Origin of the sequence: Methylobacterium sp. BE186 (assembly GCF_031457035.1) — a bacterium.
Taxonomy (GTDB): domain Bacteria; phylum Pseudomonadota; class Alphaproteobacteria; order Rhizobiales; family Beijerinckiaceae; genus Methylobacterium; species Methylobacterium segetis.
Window position 1 is genome coordinate 1 of sequence record NZ_JAVDVV010000010.1, and the last position, 18267, is coordinate 18267.

Consider the following 18267-nt stretch of genomic DNA (forward strand, 5'->3'; position numbering starts at 1 on the left):
GCAAGCGCGGTGACGCGTTGAGCTTACCGGTACTAATCGCTCGATTGAACTTGATCGCTCCCGTGATCCATGTTCGCACAGCCAACACACACACAAAGACCCGAGAGACGAGCCGCGGCAGGCATTCCCTGCGCAGCCCGCCGCAACGCTTGCCGAACGCTGCTGTCCGCCGGCCTGGTGGTTCGAGCGGTGCGCACAAAACCCGATCCCATCTCGAACTCGGCCGTTAAACGCACCAGCGCCCATGGTACTGTGTCTCAAGACACGGGAGAGTCGGTCGCCGCCAGGCCTGCCAACAGCAGAACACACACCAACACAACACACGTTCCCTCGACACGATCGACACCACGGCCGGTCCCAGACAGGACCGGCCCCGGCGCGGGGTGGAGCAGCCCGGTAGCTCGTCAGGCTCATAACCTGAAGGTCACAGGTTCAAATCCTGTCCCCGCAACCAAATTGAGAAAGCCCGTCGCAGATCCTGCGGCGGGCTTTCTTCGTTCGTGCCGTGCGGATGCCGGCTCAACGATTCCGCATGATGATCCAGATCGCGTGGATCATCCCCGGAATGCCTCCGAGCAGCGTCAGAAGGATGTTGAGCAAGAATTGCAGCCCGATCCCTTCCGTGATCAGGACGGCGACCGGCGGCAGGAAGATGGCGAGCAGGATACGGACGATGTTCGACACGGGATCTCCGGGGGAGGGGGCTTTGTCCATGGCCAGAACGAAGCTCGGCCGTTCCTGTTCCCAAACCCCCGTCGCCGATCGCCCGGCCGGCAGGCGGCCGCGGGTCGGCCCCCCATGCTGAGGGAATGGGTCCTGTACCTGACGGCGCCGGCGCCCCTCGCGTTCCGGCGTCTCGGCTACGTGCGGGAGAGCGTATCACTCTATTCGCGTTCGCGCCGCTGCCATACGGCCTGGCGCCCCCATCTCGAGGCGACGCGTGCCGCCATCCGCGAGGCGATGGCCGGCCTGTCGCGCCGGCGGACGGTCGTCGTGCTCGGATCCGGCCTCCTCGACGACATTCCGCTCGCGACCCTGGCGGAGAGCTTCGCGCAAGTTCGCCTCGTCGATGCGGTGCATCTCTGGCCGGCACGCCGTGCGGCCGGCCGCTACCGGAACGTCGAGCGGGTGGCGCGGGATCTCGGCGGGAGCGCGGCCCTCCTGCTTCGAGGCGAGACCGATCTTCACGATGCGGTGACCCCGCTCTGCTCGGGGCCGGACGTCGACCTCGTCATCTCCGCCAACCTGCTGTCGCAGGTCCCGATCCTTCCGCTCGATTGGTACGACGAGCGCGGATGGCCGGAGCCGCCGGATCTCGGCCGCCGTCTCGTCTCGGCCCATCTCGACGCCCTCGGCCAGACGAAGGCGCGCGTCTGCCTCGTCACGGACACGGTCGAGATCGAGCTCGACCGCGAGGATCGCGAAACCGATCGGCTCGATCTGATGCACGGCGTCGCGCTGCCGCCGCCGGACCGATGCTGGGATTGGGATCTGGCGCCGTTCGGGGAGAGCTCGGCGGACAGGCGCCTCGTCCATCGCGTGCAGGCTTACACCGATTGGCACAGGGCGCTGCGACGGCAGGCATCCCAGGGGCCGGGCAAAGAAAAAGCCGTCTCCCGCGACGGAGACGGCTTCTGATTGGTCGAGGAGTGCCGGCGCAGGTTTGCGCGCCGGGATCACCTCATTCCGCGGAGGACTCGGCCGGTGCCGGGTTCTCGGCACCCTCCGCCCCCTCGCTTCCCTCGAAGCGGGGCCGACGGCGGCGACGCGGCTTGGCGGCGGCGCGCGGCGTCTCGTCGCCGGCCTCCGGCGCGCTCTCGGCCGCCTGCGGCACCACCCCGTTGGCGGCGGGCTCCGCAGAGGGCTCGGACGGAACGGGCGTGCGTGCCGGATTCACGAGGAACGCGGGCAGCGCGCTCGCCTGCTCCTCGGGCGCGGCGCGCGCGCCCTCGTCGCGACGACGCTCCCGGCGGGACGGGCCTTCGCTCGAGCGCGGCTGGAAGTCCTGGGCCGGGGCGTCCGGCCGCACGGGCTCCTGGCGCCGATAATCGCCGCGGCCGTTCTCGTAACGGTTCTCGCGGGGCTGATCCTGACGGCCGAAATCCTGGCGCGGCTGCTCGTTGCGCCCGTAATCCTGCCGGTGCTCCTGCCGACCTTCCTGCCGCGGGTTGTTGTCGAAGCGCTGGTTCTCGTAGCGCTGACGGTCGCCGCGATTTGGCTGGAAGCGGTCGCGCCGCTCGTTCCGGTTCTGGCGGCTGTCCTGCTGGCGGCCGTCCTGCCCGTTGTCCTGGCGCATCTCGTAGGGCTGGGGCTGCTGGCCCGGGTCGGAATACTCGTCCCCGTACTGGCCGTAGCCCTGACCGTTCTGGCCGGAGCCGCCGGGACCCTGCTGCACACCCTCGTCGTCGCCCTCGTCGAGATCGTCGTCGTAGGATTGGCGGGCATAGCCGGCGCCGGCCTGCGGGCGATTCTGTTCCTGAGCACCGGAGACGATGCGGAAATAGTGCTCGCCGTGCTGGAAATAGTTCTCGGCTGCGACCGGGTCGCCCGCCGCCAGCGCATCGCGCGCGAGCTGGGCGTACTTGTCCGCGATGTGCTGGGCCGTGCCGCGGATCTTCACGTCGGGACCGTTGGATTCGTACGACCGCGTCAGGGGATTGGGGCCCTTCGGGCGGTTGCGGCCACGCATCCGTCTATTCTGGTTTGGTCTCATCGGTCTCGATTGACCCTCATTCGTGCGATAAGCGCGTCTGTTGATCCGGTCGCATCCGGCAGGCTTCGCTCCGGACCCCTTCGCCGACGGACGATGCCCGTCCCGAGTGATCCGTGATCCGCTTGCCGTGCTGGCGGTCCGTCCCGTCCAATCGGGGCCTGCGCATGCGTCCGAGACGCCGTTCGATTGTCAGGTTCGAATGTCACCGAGCCGCATCGCGACACCTGAAACGCGCCTGCTCGGTGGTGAGGAGATCTGGAACAGCTCGGCGGGAGGGATCGTCGCCAACCTTACCGCTGCCCGACTTAACGGACCGTTCGCGATCTGCACCCTGGAGATTAACGGCTCGAACCCGGCACAACAAGCTTTTTTTCATGCGAACGCGATGATCGGCCTAGGATTTTCGCCGCGAGCCCCCTGCCGGACTGCGGCGTAGCGCCACGACCCGCGCATGTCCTGCCAGATCGTACCGGATTGCGGCGTCTTCAAGACCCGCCCCGATCCCAAGGGCGCGAACGCTCTCCGCCTGGTCGTGCCCGACCTCGAAGCAGAGGGAGCCCTCCTCACGCAGGAGATCGCCTCTCATCACCTCGGCGATGATGCGCCGATAGGCGTCGAGCCCGTCGATTCCGCCGTCGAGCGCCATCATCGGATCGTGCAGGCGCACCTCCGGTGACAGGCTCGGGATGACGCCGCTCGCGATGTAGGGCGGGTTCGAGACGATCAGGTCGAAGGGGCCGCGCAGGCTCGCGCACCAATCCCCCAGGATGAAGCCGGCCCGCGCCTCCACGCCGTTCAGCCGGGCATTCTCCCGTGCGGTCCGCAGCGCGGCCTCGGAGCGGTCGAGGCCGATACCGAAGGCGCCCCGCGCCTCGCTCAGGATCGCCACGAGGAGGCAGCCGGATCCGGTACCGAGGTCGAGGATCCGGGAGGGCGGGCCGTCGCGACCCGGCAGCGCCGCGAGGGCCGCCTCGACGAGCGTCTCCGTGTCGGGGCGCGGCACCAGGGTCTCGCTCGAGAGCCGGAACGGCAGGCCCCAGAATTCCCAGGCCCCCAGGATGCGCGCCACGGGCTCGCCCGAAAGGCGCCGCGCCACGGCTGCGTCGAGGGCGGCGGCCCCCTCAGCGCCGACGAGCACGTCGCCCCGCGCCGCGAGGTCGAGCGGCGAGAGCCCGAGGATGGCGGGTACGAGGAAGCGGGCGTCGCTGACCGCGCCCTCGTTTCCGGACGCCGCGAGGATCCGTTCGAAGAGCCGCAGCGCGGCGCGGCGCGAGAGGTCGGGCGCGAAGCGCGGCGGATTCATCGGGGCCTCAGGCCATGCCCTCTGCGGCGAGAAGCTCGGCCTGATGCTCGGTCACGAGCGCGTCGACCAACTCGTCGAGCGCCGTCCCGTCGAGGATCTCGGGGAGCTTGTAGAGGGTCAGGTTGATGCGGTGGTCCGTCACACGCGCCTGCGGGAAATTATAGGTGCGGATCCGCTCCGAGCGGTCGCCCGAGCCTACCTGCGCCTTGCGGTCCGCGGCCCGGGCCGCGTCCTTGGCCGTGCGCTCGGCATCGAACAGCTTGGCGCGCAGGAGGGACATCGCCCGGGCGCGATTCTTGTGCTGCGAGCGCTCCTCCTGGACGAAGACGACGATGCCGCTCGGGAGGTGCGTCACCCGGATCGCGGATTCGGTCTTGTTCACGTGCTGGCCGCCGGCGCCCTGCGCACGCATCGTATCGATCTTCAGGTCGGATTCGTTGATGACAATGTCGACCTCCTCCGCCTCCGGCAGCACCGCCACCGTCGCCGCGGAGGTGTGGATGCGCCCCTGCGTCTCGGTCTCCGGCACCCGCTGGACCCGATGGGCGCCGCTCTCGAACTTGAGGCGGGCGAAGACGCCCCGTCCCTTCACCTCGGCCACGATCTCGCGGTAGCCGCCGACCGTGCCCTCGCTCTCCGAGATCACCTCGACCTTCCAGCCCTTCGCCTCGGCGTATTTCGCGTACATGCGGAAGAGGTCGCCCGCGAAGAGCGCCGCCTCGTCCCCGCCCGTGCCGGCGCGCACCTCGAGGATGGCGCTCTTCTCGTCGGCCGCGTCCTTCGGCAGCAGCATCAGCTGAAGGGCCCGGTGCGCGGCCTCCAGCGCGGCCTCGGCCTCGGGCTTCTCCTCGGCGGCGAGCGCCCGCATCTCGGGATCGCTGCCCGGCTCGTCGATCAGCGCCACCACGCCCCGGAAATTGGCGTCGGCGGCCCGATAGGCGCGGATGCCCGCGACGACGGGATCGAGCTCGGCGAGTTCACGGGAGAGCTGCACGAAGGTGTCGGCGTCGGCCGAACCGGCGCTGAGCGTCGCGGTGGCGATGTCGTGGCGGGCCAGGATCGCGTCGAGGCGGTCGGGAGGGAATGGGGTCATCGCCCGGATGATACTCTCGCCTGAAAGGGGACATGGGAGGACGTGGCTCGGCGCGGGCCGGGCCCGGCGGCCGGCCGCCGAACGGGTGCGGCGGCAGGGGAGCGAGCCGACGATGTGCGGGGTCAGGCGTCCCCGCGGAACTCCCCGCGCTGCCTCCGCGCCGTGGCGCCGGGGCGAGAATTCCGCGGGGTGCCTCTAGATAGGCACGCCGTGCGCCTTGGCGAAGGCCGTCAGCGCGGGCCGCAAGCTCTCGCCGTCGCTGCTGCGCGTGAGCTCCGCCTCGATCAGCGCGCCGACGGCGGCGGCATCCATGCTGAGCACCGTCGCCTTCACCGGGCCGATCGCCGCCGGCGACATCGAGAGATCGCGGAAGCCGAGGCCGATCAGGGTCATGGCTTCGAGGGGGCGCCCGCCGATCTCCCCGCAGACGGTGACCGGGCAGCCCGCCGCGTTCGCGCGCTCGGCGATGATGCGGAAGGCTCGCAAGGCCGGTGCGCTCAAGGGGTCGAAACGGTCGGCGACGCGGCGGTTCTCGCGGTCGACCGCGAACAGGAACTGCATGAGGTCGTTCGAGCCGACCGAGAGGAAGTCCGCATGCTTCGTCAGCTCGTCGAGCTGGAAGAGCAGCGAGGGCACCTCGATCATCGCGCCGAGGCGGCAATCGCTCGGCAGCGGGTGCCCGTGGCGGCGCAGATGCGCCTTCTCCCGGTCGACGATCGCCTTGGCGCGAACGAACTCGTCGACCGTCGCCACCATCGGGAACATGATCTTGAGGGGGCGCCCGCCAGAGGCCTTGAGCAGCGCGCGCAATTGCACCCGCAGCAGGGCCGGCCGGTCGAGGCCGATGCGGATGGCGCGCCAGCCGAGGGCGGGATTCTCCTCCTCGAGCTTGGGCATGTAGGGGAGGATCTTGTCCCCGCCGATGTCGAGCGTGCGGATCGTGACCGGCTTGTCGCCGGTGGCGGCGAAGACCGATTCGTAGAGATTCTGCTGCTCCACGGCGGACGGCATGCGCTCGGCCACCATGAATTGCAGCTCGGTGCGGAACAGGCCGATCCCCTCGGCGCCGGTCTCGTGCAGGTGCGTGAGGTCGACGAGCAGGCCCGCGTTGAGATGCAGACCGATGCGCACGCCGTCGCGGGTGACCGCCGGCACATCCCGCAGCGCGCGATACTGCTCCTGCCGGCGGGCGCGCAGCCGCACCATCTCGGCGTAGGAGGCCTCGACCTCCGGGCTCGGGCGGACGTGGATCTCGCCCGAGACGCCATCGACGATGATCGCGTCGGCCGAATCGCACAGGGCGGTCGCGTTGGCGACCTCGCCGACGGCGGGGATGCCGAGTGCGCGCGCGACGATCGCGATATGGCTCGTCGGGCCGCCTTCCTCCAGCACGACGCCGCGCAGGCGGGTGCGGTCGTAATCGAGCAGAGCGGCCGGGCCCATCGAGCGGGCGACGAGGATCGCGTTCTCGGGCAGGTGGCCCGCGCCCTCGGCCGATTGCGAGCCGATGAGCTGGCGCAGCAGGCGGTTGGCGAGGTCGTCGAGATCGTGAAGGCGGTCGCGCAGGTAGGGATCGCTCTGGCGCAGCATCCGGGCGCGATTGTCGGACTGCACGCGCTCCACCGCGGCCTCCGCGGTGAGGCCGGAATGCACGGCCTCGCGCATGCGGCGCAGCCAGCCCTTGTCGTGCGCGAACATGCGGACGGTCTCGAGCACCTCGCGGGATTCGCCGGTGCCGATGGAATCGCCCCGCTCGACGAGATCGTCGATCGCCGAGCGGACCTCGCCGATCGCCCGTTCCAGGCGCTCGACCTCGCGCTCGACATTCTCGGCGATCAGCGTCTTCACGATGATGCGAGGTTCGTGCAGCACCACGTGGCCGAGGCCGATTCCCTCGGCGAGCGCGACGCCCCGCTGGCTCACCGGGCGCCGGCCGGCCGGCCCCGCCCCGGGCGCGAGGCTCTGCAGCTCGCCCGAGGCGATCATCTCGGCCAGCACCATGGCGGTGGTCTGGAGCGCCTCGATCTCCTCCTCGGAATAGACCCGGTAGGTCTTGTTCTGGACCACCAGCACGCCGAGCGTGTTCCCGGCGCGCAGCAGCGGCACGCCGAGGAAGGCGTGGTAGGCCTCCTCGCCCGTCTCGGGGCGATACGAGAAGGCGGGATGCGACTGCGCGTCGGAGAGGGAGAGCGGCTCGGCCGTGCGCGCGATCAGGCCCACAAGGCCCTCGTCCGCGCGCAGGCGCGTGAGGTGCACGGCCTCCCGGTTGAGGCCCTCGGTGGCGAAGAGCTCGAGGACGTTGTCGTCGCGCAGGACGTAGACCGAGCAGACCTCGGCGACGACGTTGGCGGCGATGAGGACCACGATGCGGTCGAGGCGCGCCTGTGCGCTGACCGGCTCCGCCATCGCTTCGCGGAGGCGGCGCAGCAGCAGGCGCGGGCCTCCAGGCGCAGCGGGCATCGTCTCGTCAATCCAACCTGGCGGCCGGTGCAACCTTAGCGCCACTCGGGCGCCAGCCGCACCAGCGCGGAGGTTCAGGCCTGATCGAGGCCGTATAGCGAGTGGAGCGTGCGAACGGCAAGCTCTGTATAGGCCGCGTCGATGAGGACGGAGAACTTAATCTCAGATGTGGTGATGGCGCGGATGTTGATGCCCTTCTGGGCGAGCGCCCGGAAGGCCTTCGCCGCGACGCCCGCATGGCTGCGCATGCCGACGCCGATCGCCGAGACCTTGACCACCTCGGTCGCGCCCTCGATCTGGCCGTAGCCGATCGTCTCGCGCTGGCTGTCGAGGATCGTGCGGGTGCGCTCGTAATCGGCCTCGGGCACCGTGAAGGTCATGTCGGTGGTCGACTGGTCGCCGGACACGGTCTGGATGATCATGTCGACGTTGATGTTGGCATCGGCCAGGGGGCCGAAGATGGCGGCGGCGACGCCGGGGCTGTCCTTGACCGCCCGGAGCGTGATCTGCGCCTCGTCCTTCGCGAAGGCGATGCCGGTGATAATCTGCTGTTCCACGATGTCGTCCTCGTCGCAGATGAGGGTGCCGGGGCGGGCGGCGTCCGGCGGGTCGAAGCTCGACCGCACCGTGGTCGGCACGCGGTGCACCATGGCGAGTTCCACGGAGCGGACCTGCAGCACCTTGGCGCCGAGCGAGGCCATCTCCAGCATTTCCTCGAAGGTCACGCGCTCCATGCGCTTGGCCTTCGGCACGATCCGAGGGTCGGTGGTGTAGACGCCGTCCACGTCGGTGTAGATGTCGCAGCGCTCCGCGCCGATGGCGGCCGCCACCGCGACGGCGCTGGTGTCAGAGCCGCCGCGCCCGAGCGTCGTGATGCGGCCGGTCTCGGGGTGGATGCCCTGGAAGCCGGAGATCACCGCGACCTCGCCGCGCTTGAAGCCGGCATCGAGGTTCGCCCCGTCGATCCGGGCTATGCGGGCCGAGCCGTGCGCGTCCGAGGTCTCGATCGGGATCTGCCAGCCCTGCCAGGAGCGCGCCGTGATGCCGTCCTTGCGCAGCGCCACGGCAAGGAGACCGGAGGTGACCTGCTCGCCCGAGGCGACGACGGTGTCGTACTCTGCCTCGTCGTAGAGGGTGTTGGCGTCCTTCACCCAGCCGACGAGCTCGTTCGTCTTGCCGGACATGGCCGAGACCACGACGGCGACGTCGTAGCCGGCCGCGACCTCGCGGGCGACGTGGCGCGCCACGTTGCGGATCCGGTCCACGGTGGCGACCGAAGTGCCGCCGAATTTCATCACCAAACGGGGCATGTCGCGTCCGCGTCGATTCTTTTCGGGCCTGTCCGGGAGCGCCACGAGGCGCACGTCCGAGTGCCCGGGCCGCATTGCGGCTGTACCGGGCCGGGCTTCGGCGGGTACAAGGGGTGCATCCAGCTGTCAATCAAGAGCCCGATCTCCGGGCGCCGATATCCCGCGGAGCCGATGCCCGTTTCCCAAGCCTCCTCCGGCGCTTCCGCCCGAGCCTCCTCCATCGACCGCGACGAGGTCGCACGTTTCGATGCCCTCGCGGCCACGTGGTGGGACGAGCGCGGCCCGATGCGCGTGCTGCACCGCTTCAACCCGGTCCGCCTCGCCTACATCCGCGACGCCGCCTGCCGCCATTTCGGGCGCGACCCGAACGCGCCCTTCGCCCTCGACGGCCTGAGCCTCGTCGATGTGGGCTGCGGGGGCGGGGTTCTGTCGGAGCCGCTGGCCCGGCTCGGCGCGCGGGTGACCGGGCTCGATCCCGCCGCCGAGAACATCCGGGTCGCCCGGGCTCACGCGGAGAGCGAGGGCGTGCCGGTCGCGTACCGGTCCGAGACGATCGAGGCCGTGGTCGACGCGGGCGAGCGCTTCGACATCGTCCTCGCCATGGAGGTCGTCGAGCACGTCGTCGACATGCCGGCCTTCGTGCGCAAGGCGGCTGAGGCCGTGAAGCCCGGCGGCCTGATGTTCGCCGCCACGATCAACCGGACGATGCGCTCCTTCGCCCTCGCCATCGTCGGGGCCGAGTACGTCCTGCGCTGGCTGCCGAAGGGCACGCACGATTGGGAGAAGTTCGTGACGCCGGCCGAGCTGACCCGCGCCGTCGAGGCGGGCGGGCTCGTCGTCACCGACACGACGGGGGTCGTCTACAACCCGCTCGGTGACACATGGTGGGCGAGCCGTGACACGGGCGTCAACTACATGATCGCTGCCGAGCGTCCCGCCTGAACCTCGGGCGTCGGCTCCCGTTGATGCCGGAAGGCACAGGAGGCGTCGATGCTCGAGAAGATCCCGCACGCGGTCGGCGAGGCTCTCGCGGGTCTCAAGGCCGGCCTGGAGAAGACCGCCTACCACGCGTCCTTCGGGGACGTTCCGGCCACGATCAGCGTGTCGAGCAGGGCCTTCGCCGACGAGGCGCCGATGCCCGCCCGCTTCACGGAGGACGGCGCCGGGGTCTCGCCGCCCCTGGCCTGGAGGGGCCTGCCGCAGGGCGCCCACAGCGTCGTGATCCTTATCGAGGACGCGGACAGCCCGACGCCGAACCCGCTCGTCCATCTCATCGTCTGGAACCTTGCGGGAACGGACGATGCGTTGCCCGAGGGCGGGATCGCGAGTCCCAATGGGCCCGGTGTCCACCTCAACCTCGGCCGGAACAGCTTCCTGAGAGACCAGTACCTGCCGCCCGACCCGCCGAACGGGCACGGGCCGCATCGCTATGTCTTCCAGGTCTACGCCCTCGACCAGACCCTCGACCTGCCGGCCTCGCCGGGCCGAACCGCGCTCCTCGACGCCATGAAGGGCCACGTCCTGGCGAAGGGCCGGCTCACCGGAACCTACGCGCGGGGCTGAGCCCCGCTTGCTGCGCGCGACCGATTCCGGCAAGCACGGCCGGACCGGCGGAGACGCGCGATGAAGGCCTTGCTGTGCACACGCCTCGGGGGACCCGAGGATCTCGTCATCGAGACGCTGCCCGATCCGGAGCCGGGTCCGGGCGAGGCGGTGGTGCGCGTGACGGTCGCCGCGTTGAATTTCTTCGACACGCTGATCATCGCAGGCCGCTACCAGGTGAAGCCGGACTTGCCCTTCTCGCCCGCTGGTGAGGCCTGCGGCGTCATCGAGGCGCTGGGACCGGGGGTCGAGGGCTTCTCGGTCGGCGACCGGGTCATCGTGCACGTCCGGTACGGCACGGCCCGCGAGCGCGTCGCGGTCGCCGCGAACTACCTCACCCGCGTGCCGGACGGCGTCTCCGACGAGCAGGCGGCCGGGCTCACCATCACCTACGGGACCTCGCTCCACGCCTTGCGGGACCGTGCTCGCCTTCGGCCGGGGGAGACGCTGGCAGTGCTCGGCGCCTCGGGCGGCGTGGGGCTCGCCGCCGTGGAGCTCGGTGCGGTCCTCGGCGCCCGGGTGATCGCCTGCGCCTCGTCGGAGGAGAAGCTCGCGGTCGCCCGCGCGCACGGGGCGCACGAGACCCTGGTCTACAAGCCGGAGACATTGCGCGACGACCTCAAGGCGCTGACCGGGGGCGAGGGCGTCGACGTGGTCTACGATGCGGTCGGTGACGCCTACGCGGAGCCGGCCCTGCGGGCTCTCGCCTGGAAGGGCCGCTTCCTCGTCGTCGGCTTCGCGGCGGGCGAGATCCCGCGCCTGCCGCTCAACCTCGTGCTCCTCAAGGGCGTCGACGTGCTCGGCGTGCACTGGGGCGTGTTCGTCGAGCGCGAGCCCGAGGCCCATCAGGCGAACCAGCGCCAACTTCTCGACTGGGTCGCCGAGGGGCGCCTCACTGCGAAGGTCCACGGCGTCTACGCGCTCGAGGATTACGCGGAGGCGCTCGGCATCCTCAAGCGGCGGGAGGCGGTCGGCAAGGTGCTCGTGAGGCCGTGAGCCCCGGCTGCCCTCAGAGCAGCCGCTGTTCGCGGGCGAGCGCGACGAGATCCGATTGCGGGCGCGCCCCGATGTGCTGGATCACCTCCGCGGCGGCGAGGGCCCCGAGGCGGGCGCTCGACACGTAGTCGAGGCCCCGCGCGTGCCCGGCCAGGAAGCCGGCCGCGAACAGGTCCCCCGCGCCCGTCGAATCGACCACCTCGCGCACCGGCGAGACGCCGACGCTGCGGATCTCGCCGCCCTTCACGACGACCGAGCCGTCCTCCGAGCGGGTGACGAGCCCCAGCAGGTGGCGGCCGTGGTTGTCGCGCTCGTCGCGCAGCGCCCGGATCGCCGCGTCGCCGTCCTCGGTCTCGTAGAGGCTCTTCAGCTCGCCGATATTCGCGAACAGGATGTCGATGCTGCCGTCGCGGATGAGGCCGAGGAATTCCTCGCGGTAGCGCCCGACGCAGAAGGCGTCGGACAGCGTGAGCGCCACGGCGTGCCCGGCATTGTGGGCGATCTTCACGGCCTTGCGGAAGGCGTCCTTCGCGGCCGGCGGGTCCCAGAGATACCCTTCGAGATAGGTGACGCGCGCGCGCCCCACGGCGGCCTCGTCCACGTCGGCCGGCGAGAGGCCCTGGCAGGCGCCGAGATAGGTGTTCATCGTGCGCTCGCCGTCCGGCGTCACGAGCACGAAGCAGCGCGCGGTCGCCGGCCCCTCCGTCGCGGCGGCGACGCCGAAGCGGACCCCGGTCGCCTTCAGGTCGTGAGCGAACAGGCCGCCGAGCTCGTCGTCGCGGACCTTCCCGACGAAGCCGGTCTTCGCCCCGAGCAGCGCCGCGCCGACAGCCGTGTTTGCGCCCGAGCCGCCCGAGACGATGGTGGCCGGCCCCATCACGGAGAACAGCTCCTCCGCCCGCGCCTCGTCGATGAGCTGCATGGCGCCCTTGTGGACGCCCTGAGCCGCGAGGAACGCGTCGTCCGTGCGGGCGATGACGTCCACGATGGCGTTGCCGAGGACGAGGAGGTCGAGGGGTTCGGTCATCTGGGCATCCTGCGCAGGCGGTCGGGAAGCGTGGGCGCGCTCTCGCACCCGGGCCGGCAGGGGTCAAGCCGCGGTGTCAGCTCGCCGGAAACAGATCGTCCACGCGAAGCGAGAGGCCCGGAGGGCTGAGGTCCAGCGCGCCATCGGACACGATGCGCGTCTCGATGAGACCTGCCGCACCCCTCCGGTGGTGGATGACGACCCGCCGTTGCGGATGCACGATCAGGTAGTGGAGGATGCTCGCGACCTGAAAATAGCCCTCGAGCTTTCGCACCGTATCGGTGTTCCGCGTGCCGGGCGACAGCACTTCGACGACGACGATCGGGTCTCGTACCTCGACAGCATCGCCGTCGAGTCGTTCGCCGCAATAGATCAGGGCATCCGGCTCGAACGCCGTCACACGATCGATGCGCACTGTCATACCGTCGGGAAGCAGGCGGCAGGGCAGTTCGGCCGCCTGCAAGCCGGCGCGCAGCGCATCGTGGATGGCCAGCTTCGTTTCCGCGTGCCGGACGCGCTGCGGCGACATCGCGACCACCAAGCCGTCGATGAGTTCATAGCGCCCGGGCCGTCCCTCCGCCCATGACAGAAATTCCTCGACCGTCATGATGGCTTGGGGCTGCGCGCTCATGGCACCGAAACTACCATGACGCCGGTCTCCCGCGAAGGTCGCCGGTTGCGCCTACTGCAGCGTCTTCACCTCGCACTGCGCGTAATCCGAGCTCGCCTTCACGTAGGCATTGAGCTTCTGGACGTAGGCTTCGGCGAGCGGGCGGAAGGCCTGCGCCTGCACGTTGTAGGCCTTCACGGCGTCGTTGTAGCTGTAGGCTTCCCATCCCGGGCAGCCGCCCTTGGCATCGAGGCAGGCGGGCTTTTCCGGCAGCGCCGGCTTGGCGGGCTTCGAATCCGGGGGCGGGGGCTCCGGCCGGGTGCAGGCGGCCCGCGCGCCGGTGGCCAGCGTGAACAGGGCCAGACTTGCCAGAACCGTGCGCATCGCTCTCATGTCCTCGCCCGCCTCGTCCAAAGGCTGGCTTGTCGGGCATCCCGCGTGCGTCGGCAAGCTCCGGCGCCGACCGCTACTCGGCCGGCACCACGCGCGATCGGGCCGGGCGCGTACCGAGAGGTCCCGGCGCCGGCAATCCGCGGAGAATGTTGACGAGCGGAAGCACGAGCCCCGCCGCGAGCACCCACCAGGCAGGGCGGATCACGTAGGAGAAGTCGAGATTGGCGCCGAGCACCATGCCCGCCGGCACGCCGCTTTTCAGACCGTACCACGCCGCCTCGAGGAGGGCTGTGGCGGCGCCCGTCGCCACCGCGAGGCCGAGGAGCGGCAGCGGGCTCATCGGGATCCGGAAGCGCTGAATCAGGCGCCAGCCCATCAGAAGCAGGAACAGGCCGGTCCAGAACACCGGGTCGGACACGTCGATCTTCGACTGCAGGAAGTAGTGGAACAGGCCGAGCGCCGTGACCGCGTAGACGATGCGGTGGAGCCGGTTCCAGGCCTGCCCCATCCGGCGGATCGCCGCGTCGGTCGAGGTGATCCCGAGGGCGATCAGGCCGAGGAGCGCGACGAAGCCGATCGTCAGGTAGAACCGGAACGCGATCTCGGACACGACCTTCGTCAGGATGAAGTTCTGATCCACCACGTAGAGGGCGAGGTGGATCAGCGCGTAGGCGAGGGCCGTCAGCCCCAGCATCCGCCGCAGGTTGATCAGCTTCGGCCAGTTCGCGATCCGCCGCAGCGGCGTCACCGCGAGCGAGAGCAGCAGGAAACGGATGCACCACTCCCCGGTCCCGTGCAGGAGAGCCGTGATCGGCTTCGCGCCGAGAGCGTCGAGGGCGTAGGCGGCGGCGAGATACAGCCCGGGCGCGAGCGCGGCCAGGAACACCGCGAGCTTCAACCCGGAGAGGCGGCCGGCGCGGTCTCGCCAGGGCCGGGGGAGGGTTCGGGGCAGTGCGGATGCGGGCATCGAGAGGGCGGCTTCGAGGATCCGGCTGGGGAGGGTGATGGTGCGGGGCGCAAGCTCGGCGCCAGATTCGCACTCGAACGCGGACGCACGATGGCACGAGAGAGTTCCCGTGCCGGGCCATTCGCCGCGGCGCCGCCGCGGTTACACGTGGTCGGCAGCCGTCCCCGATATTCTGTGCCCGGCTGCGTCGCCACCGCCGCGCCGTTGGGCTAGGTTTCGCCCCCGCCCTGAACCGACACCGGACACACGCCACGCCCCATGGCCGCTCGACAAGCCTCACAGGACCGGACCCTCGCTGCCGACGCGGTCGAGGCGATGACCGAGGCGGAGGCCAAGGCCCGGCACGAAGCCCTCTCCGTCGAGATCGCCGAGGCCGACGAGGCCTATCACGGCTCCGACGCGCCGATCATGACGGATGCGGAATACGACGCGCTGCGCCGCCAGCTCGAGACGGTCGAGGCTCGCTTCCCCGATCTCGCGGGCACCGGCGCCGCGAGCGCCTCGGTCGGCGCGAAGCCCTCGGAGAAATTCGCCAAGGTGCGCCACGCGGTGCCGATGCTGTCGCTCGGCAACGCCTTCGCGGACGAGGAGGTCGAGGAGTTCGTCGCCCGCGTCCGGCGCTTCCTGAACTGGCCGGAGGGCGAGCCGCTCGCCTTCACCGCCGAGCCGAAGATCGACGGACTGTCCCTGTCGCTCCGCTACGAGCGCGGCCGCCTCGTCACGGCGGCGACCCGCGGCGACGGCGAGGTCGGCGAGAACGTCACGGCGAACGCGCGCACCGTCCAGGACATTCCCGAGACGCTGACGGGCGCGGACGTGCCGGAGGTCTGCGAGGTGCGCGGCGAGGTCTATCTCAGCCACGCGGATTTCGGTGCCATCAATGCCCGCCAGGAAGCGGCGGGCAAGCCGCTCTTCGCCAATCCGCGAAACGCCGCGGCGGGCTCGCTGCGCCAGCTCGACCCCGCGATCACGGCCTCGCGGCCGCTGCGGTTCTTCGCCTATGCCTGGGGCGAGGTCGTCCCGGCCTTCGAGGGCACGCAGGCCGGCGTCATCGACCGGTTCCGGGCCTGGGGGCTGCCCGTGAACCCGCGGACCGCGCTCTGCGACGGCGCGCCCGCGATGCTCGCCCATTACCGGGCGATCGAGGAGGCGCGGCCCGACCTCGGCTACGACATCGACGGCGTCGTCTACAAGGTGAACGACCTCGGCCTGCAGCGGCGGCTGGGCTTCGTCTCGCGGGCGCCGCGCTGGGCGCTCGCGCACAAATTCGCGGCGCAGAAAGCCTTCACGGTGGTGGAGGATATCGAGATCAATGTCGGGCGCACGGGCTCGCTGAACCCGCTCGCCAAGCTCAGCCCCGTCACGGTCGGCGGTGTCGTGGTGTCGAACGCGACGCTTCACAACGAGGGGTACGTGCAGGGTGTCGGGGCCGATGGCGAGCCGATCCGCGAGGGCCGCGACATCCGGGTCGGCGACACCGTCGTGGTGCAGCGGGCGGGCGACGTCATCCCGAAGGTGATGGACGTCGTCATCGAGAAGCGCCCCGCGGATTCCGTGCCCTATGCCTTCCCGACCCTCTGCCCCGCCTGCGGAAGCCGCGCGGTGCGCGAGACGAACCCCCGCACGGGAAAGGTCGACGCGGTGCGCCGCTGCACCGGCGGCCTGATCTGCCCGGCCCAGAGCATCGAGCGGCTGAAGCACTTCGTCTCGCGCAATGCCTTCGACATCGAGGGTTTCGGGGAGACCTACATCGAAGTGCTGTTCGACGCGGGCGTCGTGCGCCAGCCGGCGGACCTGTTCCGCCTCGATTTCGATCGTCTGAAGGCCGCCGTCGTGGCCCGGCGCGAGGCGCTCTCCGCCGAGCGGCGCGCCGCCGGCGAGCCGCCGCCGAAGAAGGCCGCCAAGAAGAAGGGCGAGGACGAGGACAAGGCTATCAAGAACCTCGTCGCGGCGGTGGAGGCCCGCCGCCACCTGCCCCTCAACCGGTTCCTGTTCGCCCTCGGCATCCCGCAGATCGGCGAATCGACGGCCAAGGCGCTCGCCAAGCGCTTCGCCGACATGCCGGCCCTGATGGAGGCCCTGCGGGCCGCCGCCGACGCGCAGGCGGGATCGGACTGGATCGAGCTCTCGACCGTTCCGCGGATCGGCCCGACCACCCGCGACCGGCTCCTGCAGGCGGACGTGTCCGACGGCGAGGACGGCTTCCGCGCCCGCCTCACCGCGTCCCAGCGCGAGAGCCTGACGGCCCATTTCGGGAGCCTGGAGGCGGCCGAGGCGGCGCTCGCCCGGGCGGCCGCGCAGCAGCCGGGCGAGGCCTATCACGTCTTCGCCGACGACGGTGAGATCGGGCCGGTGGCGACGGATTCGCTGATCCAGTTCTTCGCCGAGCCCCACAACGACGAGGCCGTGCGGGCGCTCCTCGCCGAAGTCACGGTCGAGCCGATGCAGGCCGCAGGCTCCTCGGCGCTCTTCGCCGGCAAGACCGTGGTCTTCACGGGCTCGCTGGAGCGGATGACCCGCAACGAGGCCAAGGCCACGGCCGAGCGGCTCGGCGCCAAGGTCTCGGGCTCCGTCTCGGCCAAGACCGACCTCGTGGTCGCCGGTCCCGGCGCCGGCTCGAAGCTCAAGGACGCCGAGAAGCACAAGGTGCGGGTCGTCTCCGAGGACGAGTGGATCGCGATGCTCGAGAGCGCCTGAGGCGGACCGCGCCGGCGACGTCAGTCTGCCGCGCCGGCGCCTTCACGGTTGCGTGGCGAGTCCCCGAACCCCTATCGTCCGCGCCATGACCTGCCTGGCGATCGACTTCGAGACGGCGAACGAGCGGCGCGACAGCGCCTGCGCGGTCGGGCTCGCCTGGATCGAGGGTGGGCGCGTCGTCCGGCGCGAATCGCGCCTGATCCGCCCGCCGGAGCTGCGCTTCTCGCCCGGCAACATCCGCGTCCACGGCATCCTGCCGGCCGACGTTCGCGACAAGTCCGCCTTTCCGGAGGTGATGGCGGAATTCCTGCCCGATCTCGAACGCGGGCTGATCCTCGCCCACAACGCGCCCTTCGACATGGGGGTGCTGCGCGCCTCGCTCGCCGCCCACGGCCGGCCGGTGCCCGCCTTCTCCTACCTCTGCACCCTGCAGATCGCCCGGCGGGTCTTCCCGGATCCGGCCGGCTGCGGGCTCGGCAAGGTGGCGGGGCGCCTCGGCATCCGCTTCGAGCATCACGACGCGGGCGAGGACGCCTATGCCTGCGCCGAGATCGCGCTCGCGGCCGTGCGGGAGACAGGGGCAGGGGACGTCGCCGGGCTCGCGCGGGTGCTGCCGATGCCGGTGACCCGGCTCGCGCCGGGACCTGACCGGCCGCCGCCCGCGCGCGAAGGCGTGTCCGGCCGCGCCCTGTTCGCGGCTCGCCGCGCGCGGCAGGCTCCGAACGAGATCCGCTTCATGATTCGAGGCAGCACCGGCAACCGCTACGAGGTCGCGTTGGAGGAGAAACCCTTCGGGCTCTATCTCCGCTGCTCCTGCATGGCCGGGCGGAACCGCCGCCGCTGCCGTCACGTCGACGCGATGGTGGATGGCGACGTCACCGACCTGATCTCGGCCAACCACGCCGACGTCGAGCGCCTGCGCCGCCTGATCGAGGGCGCGCCGGCCGGCCACCGGGTCGAGCCGGAGCGGGTGCGGCGCGTGCAGGCGGCTTAAGCCCGATCGAGCCCCGGACGAGGGCGCCCGTCAGGGCGACGGGCGTCCTCTCGCTTTCGGGAGAGGGCGGGGGCCGGGAGTGCGACCGCGCCCCAAGGATCC

16 protein-coding genes, 1 tRNA gene and 1 rRNA gene are annotated in these 18267 nt (G+C 70.7%); 8 read left to right on the forward strand and 10 right to left on the reverse strand.

The window, feature by feature from the left end; all coding sequences use genetic code 11:
• Positions 1 to 173 precede the first annotated feature (173 nt).
• Together rrf and J2X36_RS12595 are read left to right on the forward strand one after the other, a co-directional pair.
• Positions 174 to 289: ribosomal RNA gene (gene rrf, locus J2X36_RS12590) — 5S ribosomal RNA — on the forward strand.
• Positions 290 to 377: 88 nt separating this feature from the next.
• A tRNA-Met gene (locus J2X36_RS12595) sits at positions 378 to 454 on the forward strand.
• A 65-nt stretch (positions 455 to 519) separates the two neighbouring features.
• Here J2X36_RS12595 and J2X36_RS12600 read toward each other — a convergent pair.
• A complete protein-coding gene (locus J2X36_RS12600; RefSeq protein WP_132254445.1) occupies positions 520 to 714 on the reverse strand; it encodes a YqaE/Pmp3 family membrane protein in 195 nt (64 codons plus the stop codon).
• An 84-nt stretch (positions 715 to 798) separates the two neighbouring features.
• Between J2X36_RS12600 and J2X36_RS12605 the strand changes: the two genes are divergently transcribed.
• Complete coding sequence (locus tag J2X36_RS12605; protein WP_310350104.1) at positions 799 to 1638, forward strand: hypothetical protein; 840 nt, start codon at positions 799 to 801, stop codon at positions 1636 to 1638.
• Between the two features lie 43 nt (positions 1639 to 1681).
• Here the strand turns inward: J2X36_RS12605 and J2X36_RS12610 are convergent, their stop codons facing one another.
• The 5 genes from J2X36_RS12610 to J2X36_RS12630 all read right to left on the reverse strand — a co-directional run bounded on the left by J2X36_RS12610 (position 1682) and on the right by J2X36_RS12630 (position 8879).
• Positions 1682 to 2689: a DUF4167 domain-containing protein gene (locus J2X36_RS12610; protein WP_310350106.1), complete on the reverse strand. Its 1008-nt coding sequence runs from the start codon at positions 2687 to 2689 to the stop codon at positions 1682 to 1684.
• A gap of 418 nt (positions 2690 to 3107) precedes the next feature.
• Positions 3108 to 4016, reverse strand: coding sequence for a peptide chain release factor N(5)-glutamine methyltransferase (prmC, locus tag J2X36_RS12615; protein ID WP_310350107.1), 909 nt, complete (start codon positions 4014 to 4016; stop codon positions 3108 to 3110).
• A gap of 7 nt (positions 4017 to 4023) precedes the next feature.
• Positions 4024 to 5109 (reverse strand): peptide chain release factor 1, encoded by a 1086-nt coding sequence (gene prfA, locus J2X36_RS12620; RefSeq protein ID WP_310350110.1) that lies wholly within the window; start codon positions 5107 to 5109, stop codon positions 4024 to 4026.
• A 195-nt stretch (positions 5110 to 5304) separates the two neighbouring features.
• Positions 5305 to 7569: a phosphoenolpyruvate--protein phosphotransferase gene (ptsP, locus tag J2X36_RS12625; protein WP_132254450.1), complete on the reverse strand. Its 2265-nt coding sequence runs from the start codon at positions 7567 to 7569 to the stop codon at positions 5305 to 5307.
• 74 nt (positions 7570 to 7643) lie between these two features.
• Positions 7644 to 8879, reverse strand: a complete 1236-nt coding sequence (locus J2X36_RS12630) for an aspartate kinase (RefSeq protein WP_132254451.1) — start codon at positions 8877 to 8879, stop codon at positions 7644 to 7646.
• Positions 8880 to 9050: 171 nt separating this feature from the next.
• Here J2X36_RS12630 and ubiG point away from each other — a divergent pair, with 171 nt between their 5' ends.
• The 3 genes from ubiG to J2X36_RS12645 are packed head-to-tail and all read left to right on the forward strand — an operon-like array spanning position 9051 to position 11477.
• The gene (gene ubiG / locus J2X36_RS12635; protein ID WP_310350112.1) at positions 9051 to 9821 is read left to right on the forward strand and encodes a bifunctional 2-polyprenyl-6-hydroxyphenol methylase/3-demethylubiquinol 3-O-methyltransferase UbiG; all 771 of its coding nucleotides are present in this window, start codon (positions 9051 to 9053) and stop codon (positions 9819 to 9821) included.
• A gap of 48 nt (positions 9822 to 9869) precedes the next feature.
• A complete protein-coding gene (locus tag J2X36_RS12640) occupies positions 9870 to 10442 on the forward strand; it encodes a YbhB/YbcL family Raf kinase inhibitor-like protein (RefSeq protein ID WP_310350113.1) in 573 nt (190 codons plus the stop codon).
• Positions 10443 to 10502: 60 nt separating this feature from the next.
• Complete coding sequence (locus tag J2X36_RS12645) at positions 10503 to 11477, forward strand: NADPH:quinone oxidoreductase family protein (protein WP_310350115.1); 975 nt, start codon at positions 10503 to 10505, stop codon at positions 11475 to 11477.
• Positions 11478 to 11490: 13 nt separating this feature from the next.
• On the opposite strand, the gene J2X36_RS12650 is transcribed toward J2X36_RS12645, so the two are convergent.
• From J2X36_RS12650 to J2X36_RS12665, 4 genes are all read right to left on the reverse strand, one after another.
• The gene (locus J2X36_RS12650) at positions 11491 to 12504 is read right to left on the reverse strand and encodes an adenosine kinase (RefSeq protein ID WP_310350117.1); all 1014 of its coding nucleotides are present in this window, start codon (positions 12502 to 12504) and stop codon (positions 11491 to 11493) included.
• Positions 12505 to 12580: 76 nt separating this feature from the next.
• Positions 12581 to 13135 (reverse strand): Uma2 family endonuclease, encoded by a 555-nt coding sequence (locus tag J2X36_RS12655; RefSeq protein WP_132254456.1) that lies wholly within the window; start codon positions 13133 to 13135, stop codon positions 12581 to 12583.
• 51 nt (positions 13136 to 13186) lie between these two features.
• A complete protein-coding gene (locus tag J2X36_RS12660) occupies positions 13187 to 13507 on the reverse strand; it encodes a hypothetical protein (RefSeq protein ID WP_405029776.1) in 321 nt (106 codons plus the stop codon).
• Positions 13508 to 13580: 73 nt separating this feature from the next.
• Positions 13581 to 14474: a sulfite oxidase heme-binding subunit YedZ gene (locus J2X36_RS12665; protein WP_132254458.1), complete on the reverse strand. Its 894-nt coding sequence runs from the start codon at positions 14472 to 14474 to the stop codon at positions 13581 to 13583.
• 315 nt (positions 14475 to 14789) lie between these two features.
• Between J2X36_RS12665 and ligA the strand changes: the two genes are divergently transcribed.
• Complete coding sequence (ligA, locus tag J2X36_RS12670; protein ID WP_405029781.1) at positions 14790 to 17171, forward strand: NAD-dependent DNA ligase LigA; 2382 nt, start codon at positions 14790 to 14792, stop codon at positions 17169 to 17171.
• An 85-nt stretch (positions 17172 to 17256) separates the two neighbouring features.
• Positions 17257 to 18165: a 3'-5' exonuclease gene (locus J2X36_RS12675; protein WP_310350121.1), complete on the forward strand. Its 909-nt coding sequence runs from the start codon at positions 17257 to 17259 to the stop codon at positions 18163 to 18165.
• The last annotated feature ends 102 nt before the right edge of the window (positions 18166 to 18267 follow it).

What these genes read in the sequence shown, in the direction of transcription:
- J2X36_RS12600 (WP_132254445.1), bottom strand. Translation starts at nt 714, where the DNA reads ATGGACAAAGCCCCCTCCCCCGGAGATCCCGTGTCGAACATCGTCCGT.
- J2X36_RS12605 (WP_310350104.1), top strand. Translation starts at nt 799, where the DNA reads ATGCTGAGGGAATGGGTCCTGTACCTGACGGCGCCGGCGCCCCTCGCG.
- J2X36_RS12610 (WP_310350106.1), bottom strand. Translation starts at nt 2,689, where the DNA reads ATGCGTGGCCGCAACCGCCCGAAGGGCCCCAATCCCCTGACGCGGTCG.
- prmC (WP_310350107.1), bottom strand. Translation starts at nt 4,016, where the DNA reads ATGAATCCGCCGCGCTTCGCGCCCGACCTCTCGCGCCGCGCCGCGCTG.
- prfA (WP_310350110.1), bottom strand. Translation starts at nt 5,109, where the DNA reads ATGACCCCATTCCCTCCCGACCGCCTCGACGCGATCCTGGCCCGCCAC.
- ptsP (WP_132254450.1), bottom strand. Translation starts at nt 7,569, where the DNA reads ATGCCCGCTGCGCCTGGAGGCCCGCGCCTGCTGCTGCGCCGCCTCCGC.
- J2X36_RS12630 (WP_132254451.1), bottom strand. Translation starts at nt 8,879, where the DNA reads ATGCCCCGTTTGGTGATGAAATTCGGCGGCACTTCGGTCGCCACCGTG.
- ubiG (WP_310350112.1), top strand. Translation starts at nt 9,051, where the DNA reads ATGCCCGTTTCCCAAGCCTCCTCCGGCGCTTCCGCCCGAGCCTCCTCC.
- J2X36_RS12640 (WP_310350113.1), top strand. Translation starts at nt 9,870, where the DNA reads ATGCTCGAGAAGATCCCGCACGCGGTCGGCGAGGCTCTCGCGGGTCTC.
- J2X36_RS12645 (WP_310350115.1), top strand. Translation starts at nt 10,503, where the DNA reads ATGAAGGCCTTGCTGTGCACACGCCTCGGGGGACCCGAGGATCTCGTC.
- J2X36_RS12650 (WP_310350117.1), bottom strand. Translation starts at nt 12,504, where the DNA reads ATGACCGAACCCCTCGACCTCCTCGTCCTCGGCAACGCCATCGTGGAC.
- J2X36_RS12655 (WP_132254456.1), bottom strand. Translation starts at nt 13,135, where the DNA reads ATGAGCGCGCAGCCCCAAGCCATCATGACGGTCGAGGAATTTCTGTCA.
- J2X36_RS12660 (WP_405029776.1), bottom strand. Translation starts at nt 13,507, where the DNA reads ATGAGAGCGATGCGCACGGTTCTGGCAAGTCTGGCCCTGTTCACGCTG.
- J2X36_RS12665 (WP_132254458.1), bottom strand. Translation starts at nt 14,474, where the DNA reads ATGCCCGCATCCGCACTGCCCCGAACCCTCCCCCGGCCCTGGCGAGAC.
- ligA (WP_405029781.1), top strand. Translation starts at nt 14,790, where the DNA reads ATGACCGAGGCGGAGGCCAAGGCCCGGCACGAAGCCCTCTCCGTCGAG.
- J2X36_RS12675 (WP_310350121.1), top strand. Translation starts at nt 17,257, where the DNA reads ATGACCTGCCTGGCGATCGACTTCGAGACGGCGAACGAGCGGCGCGAC.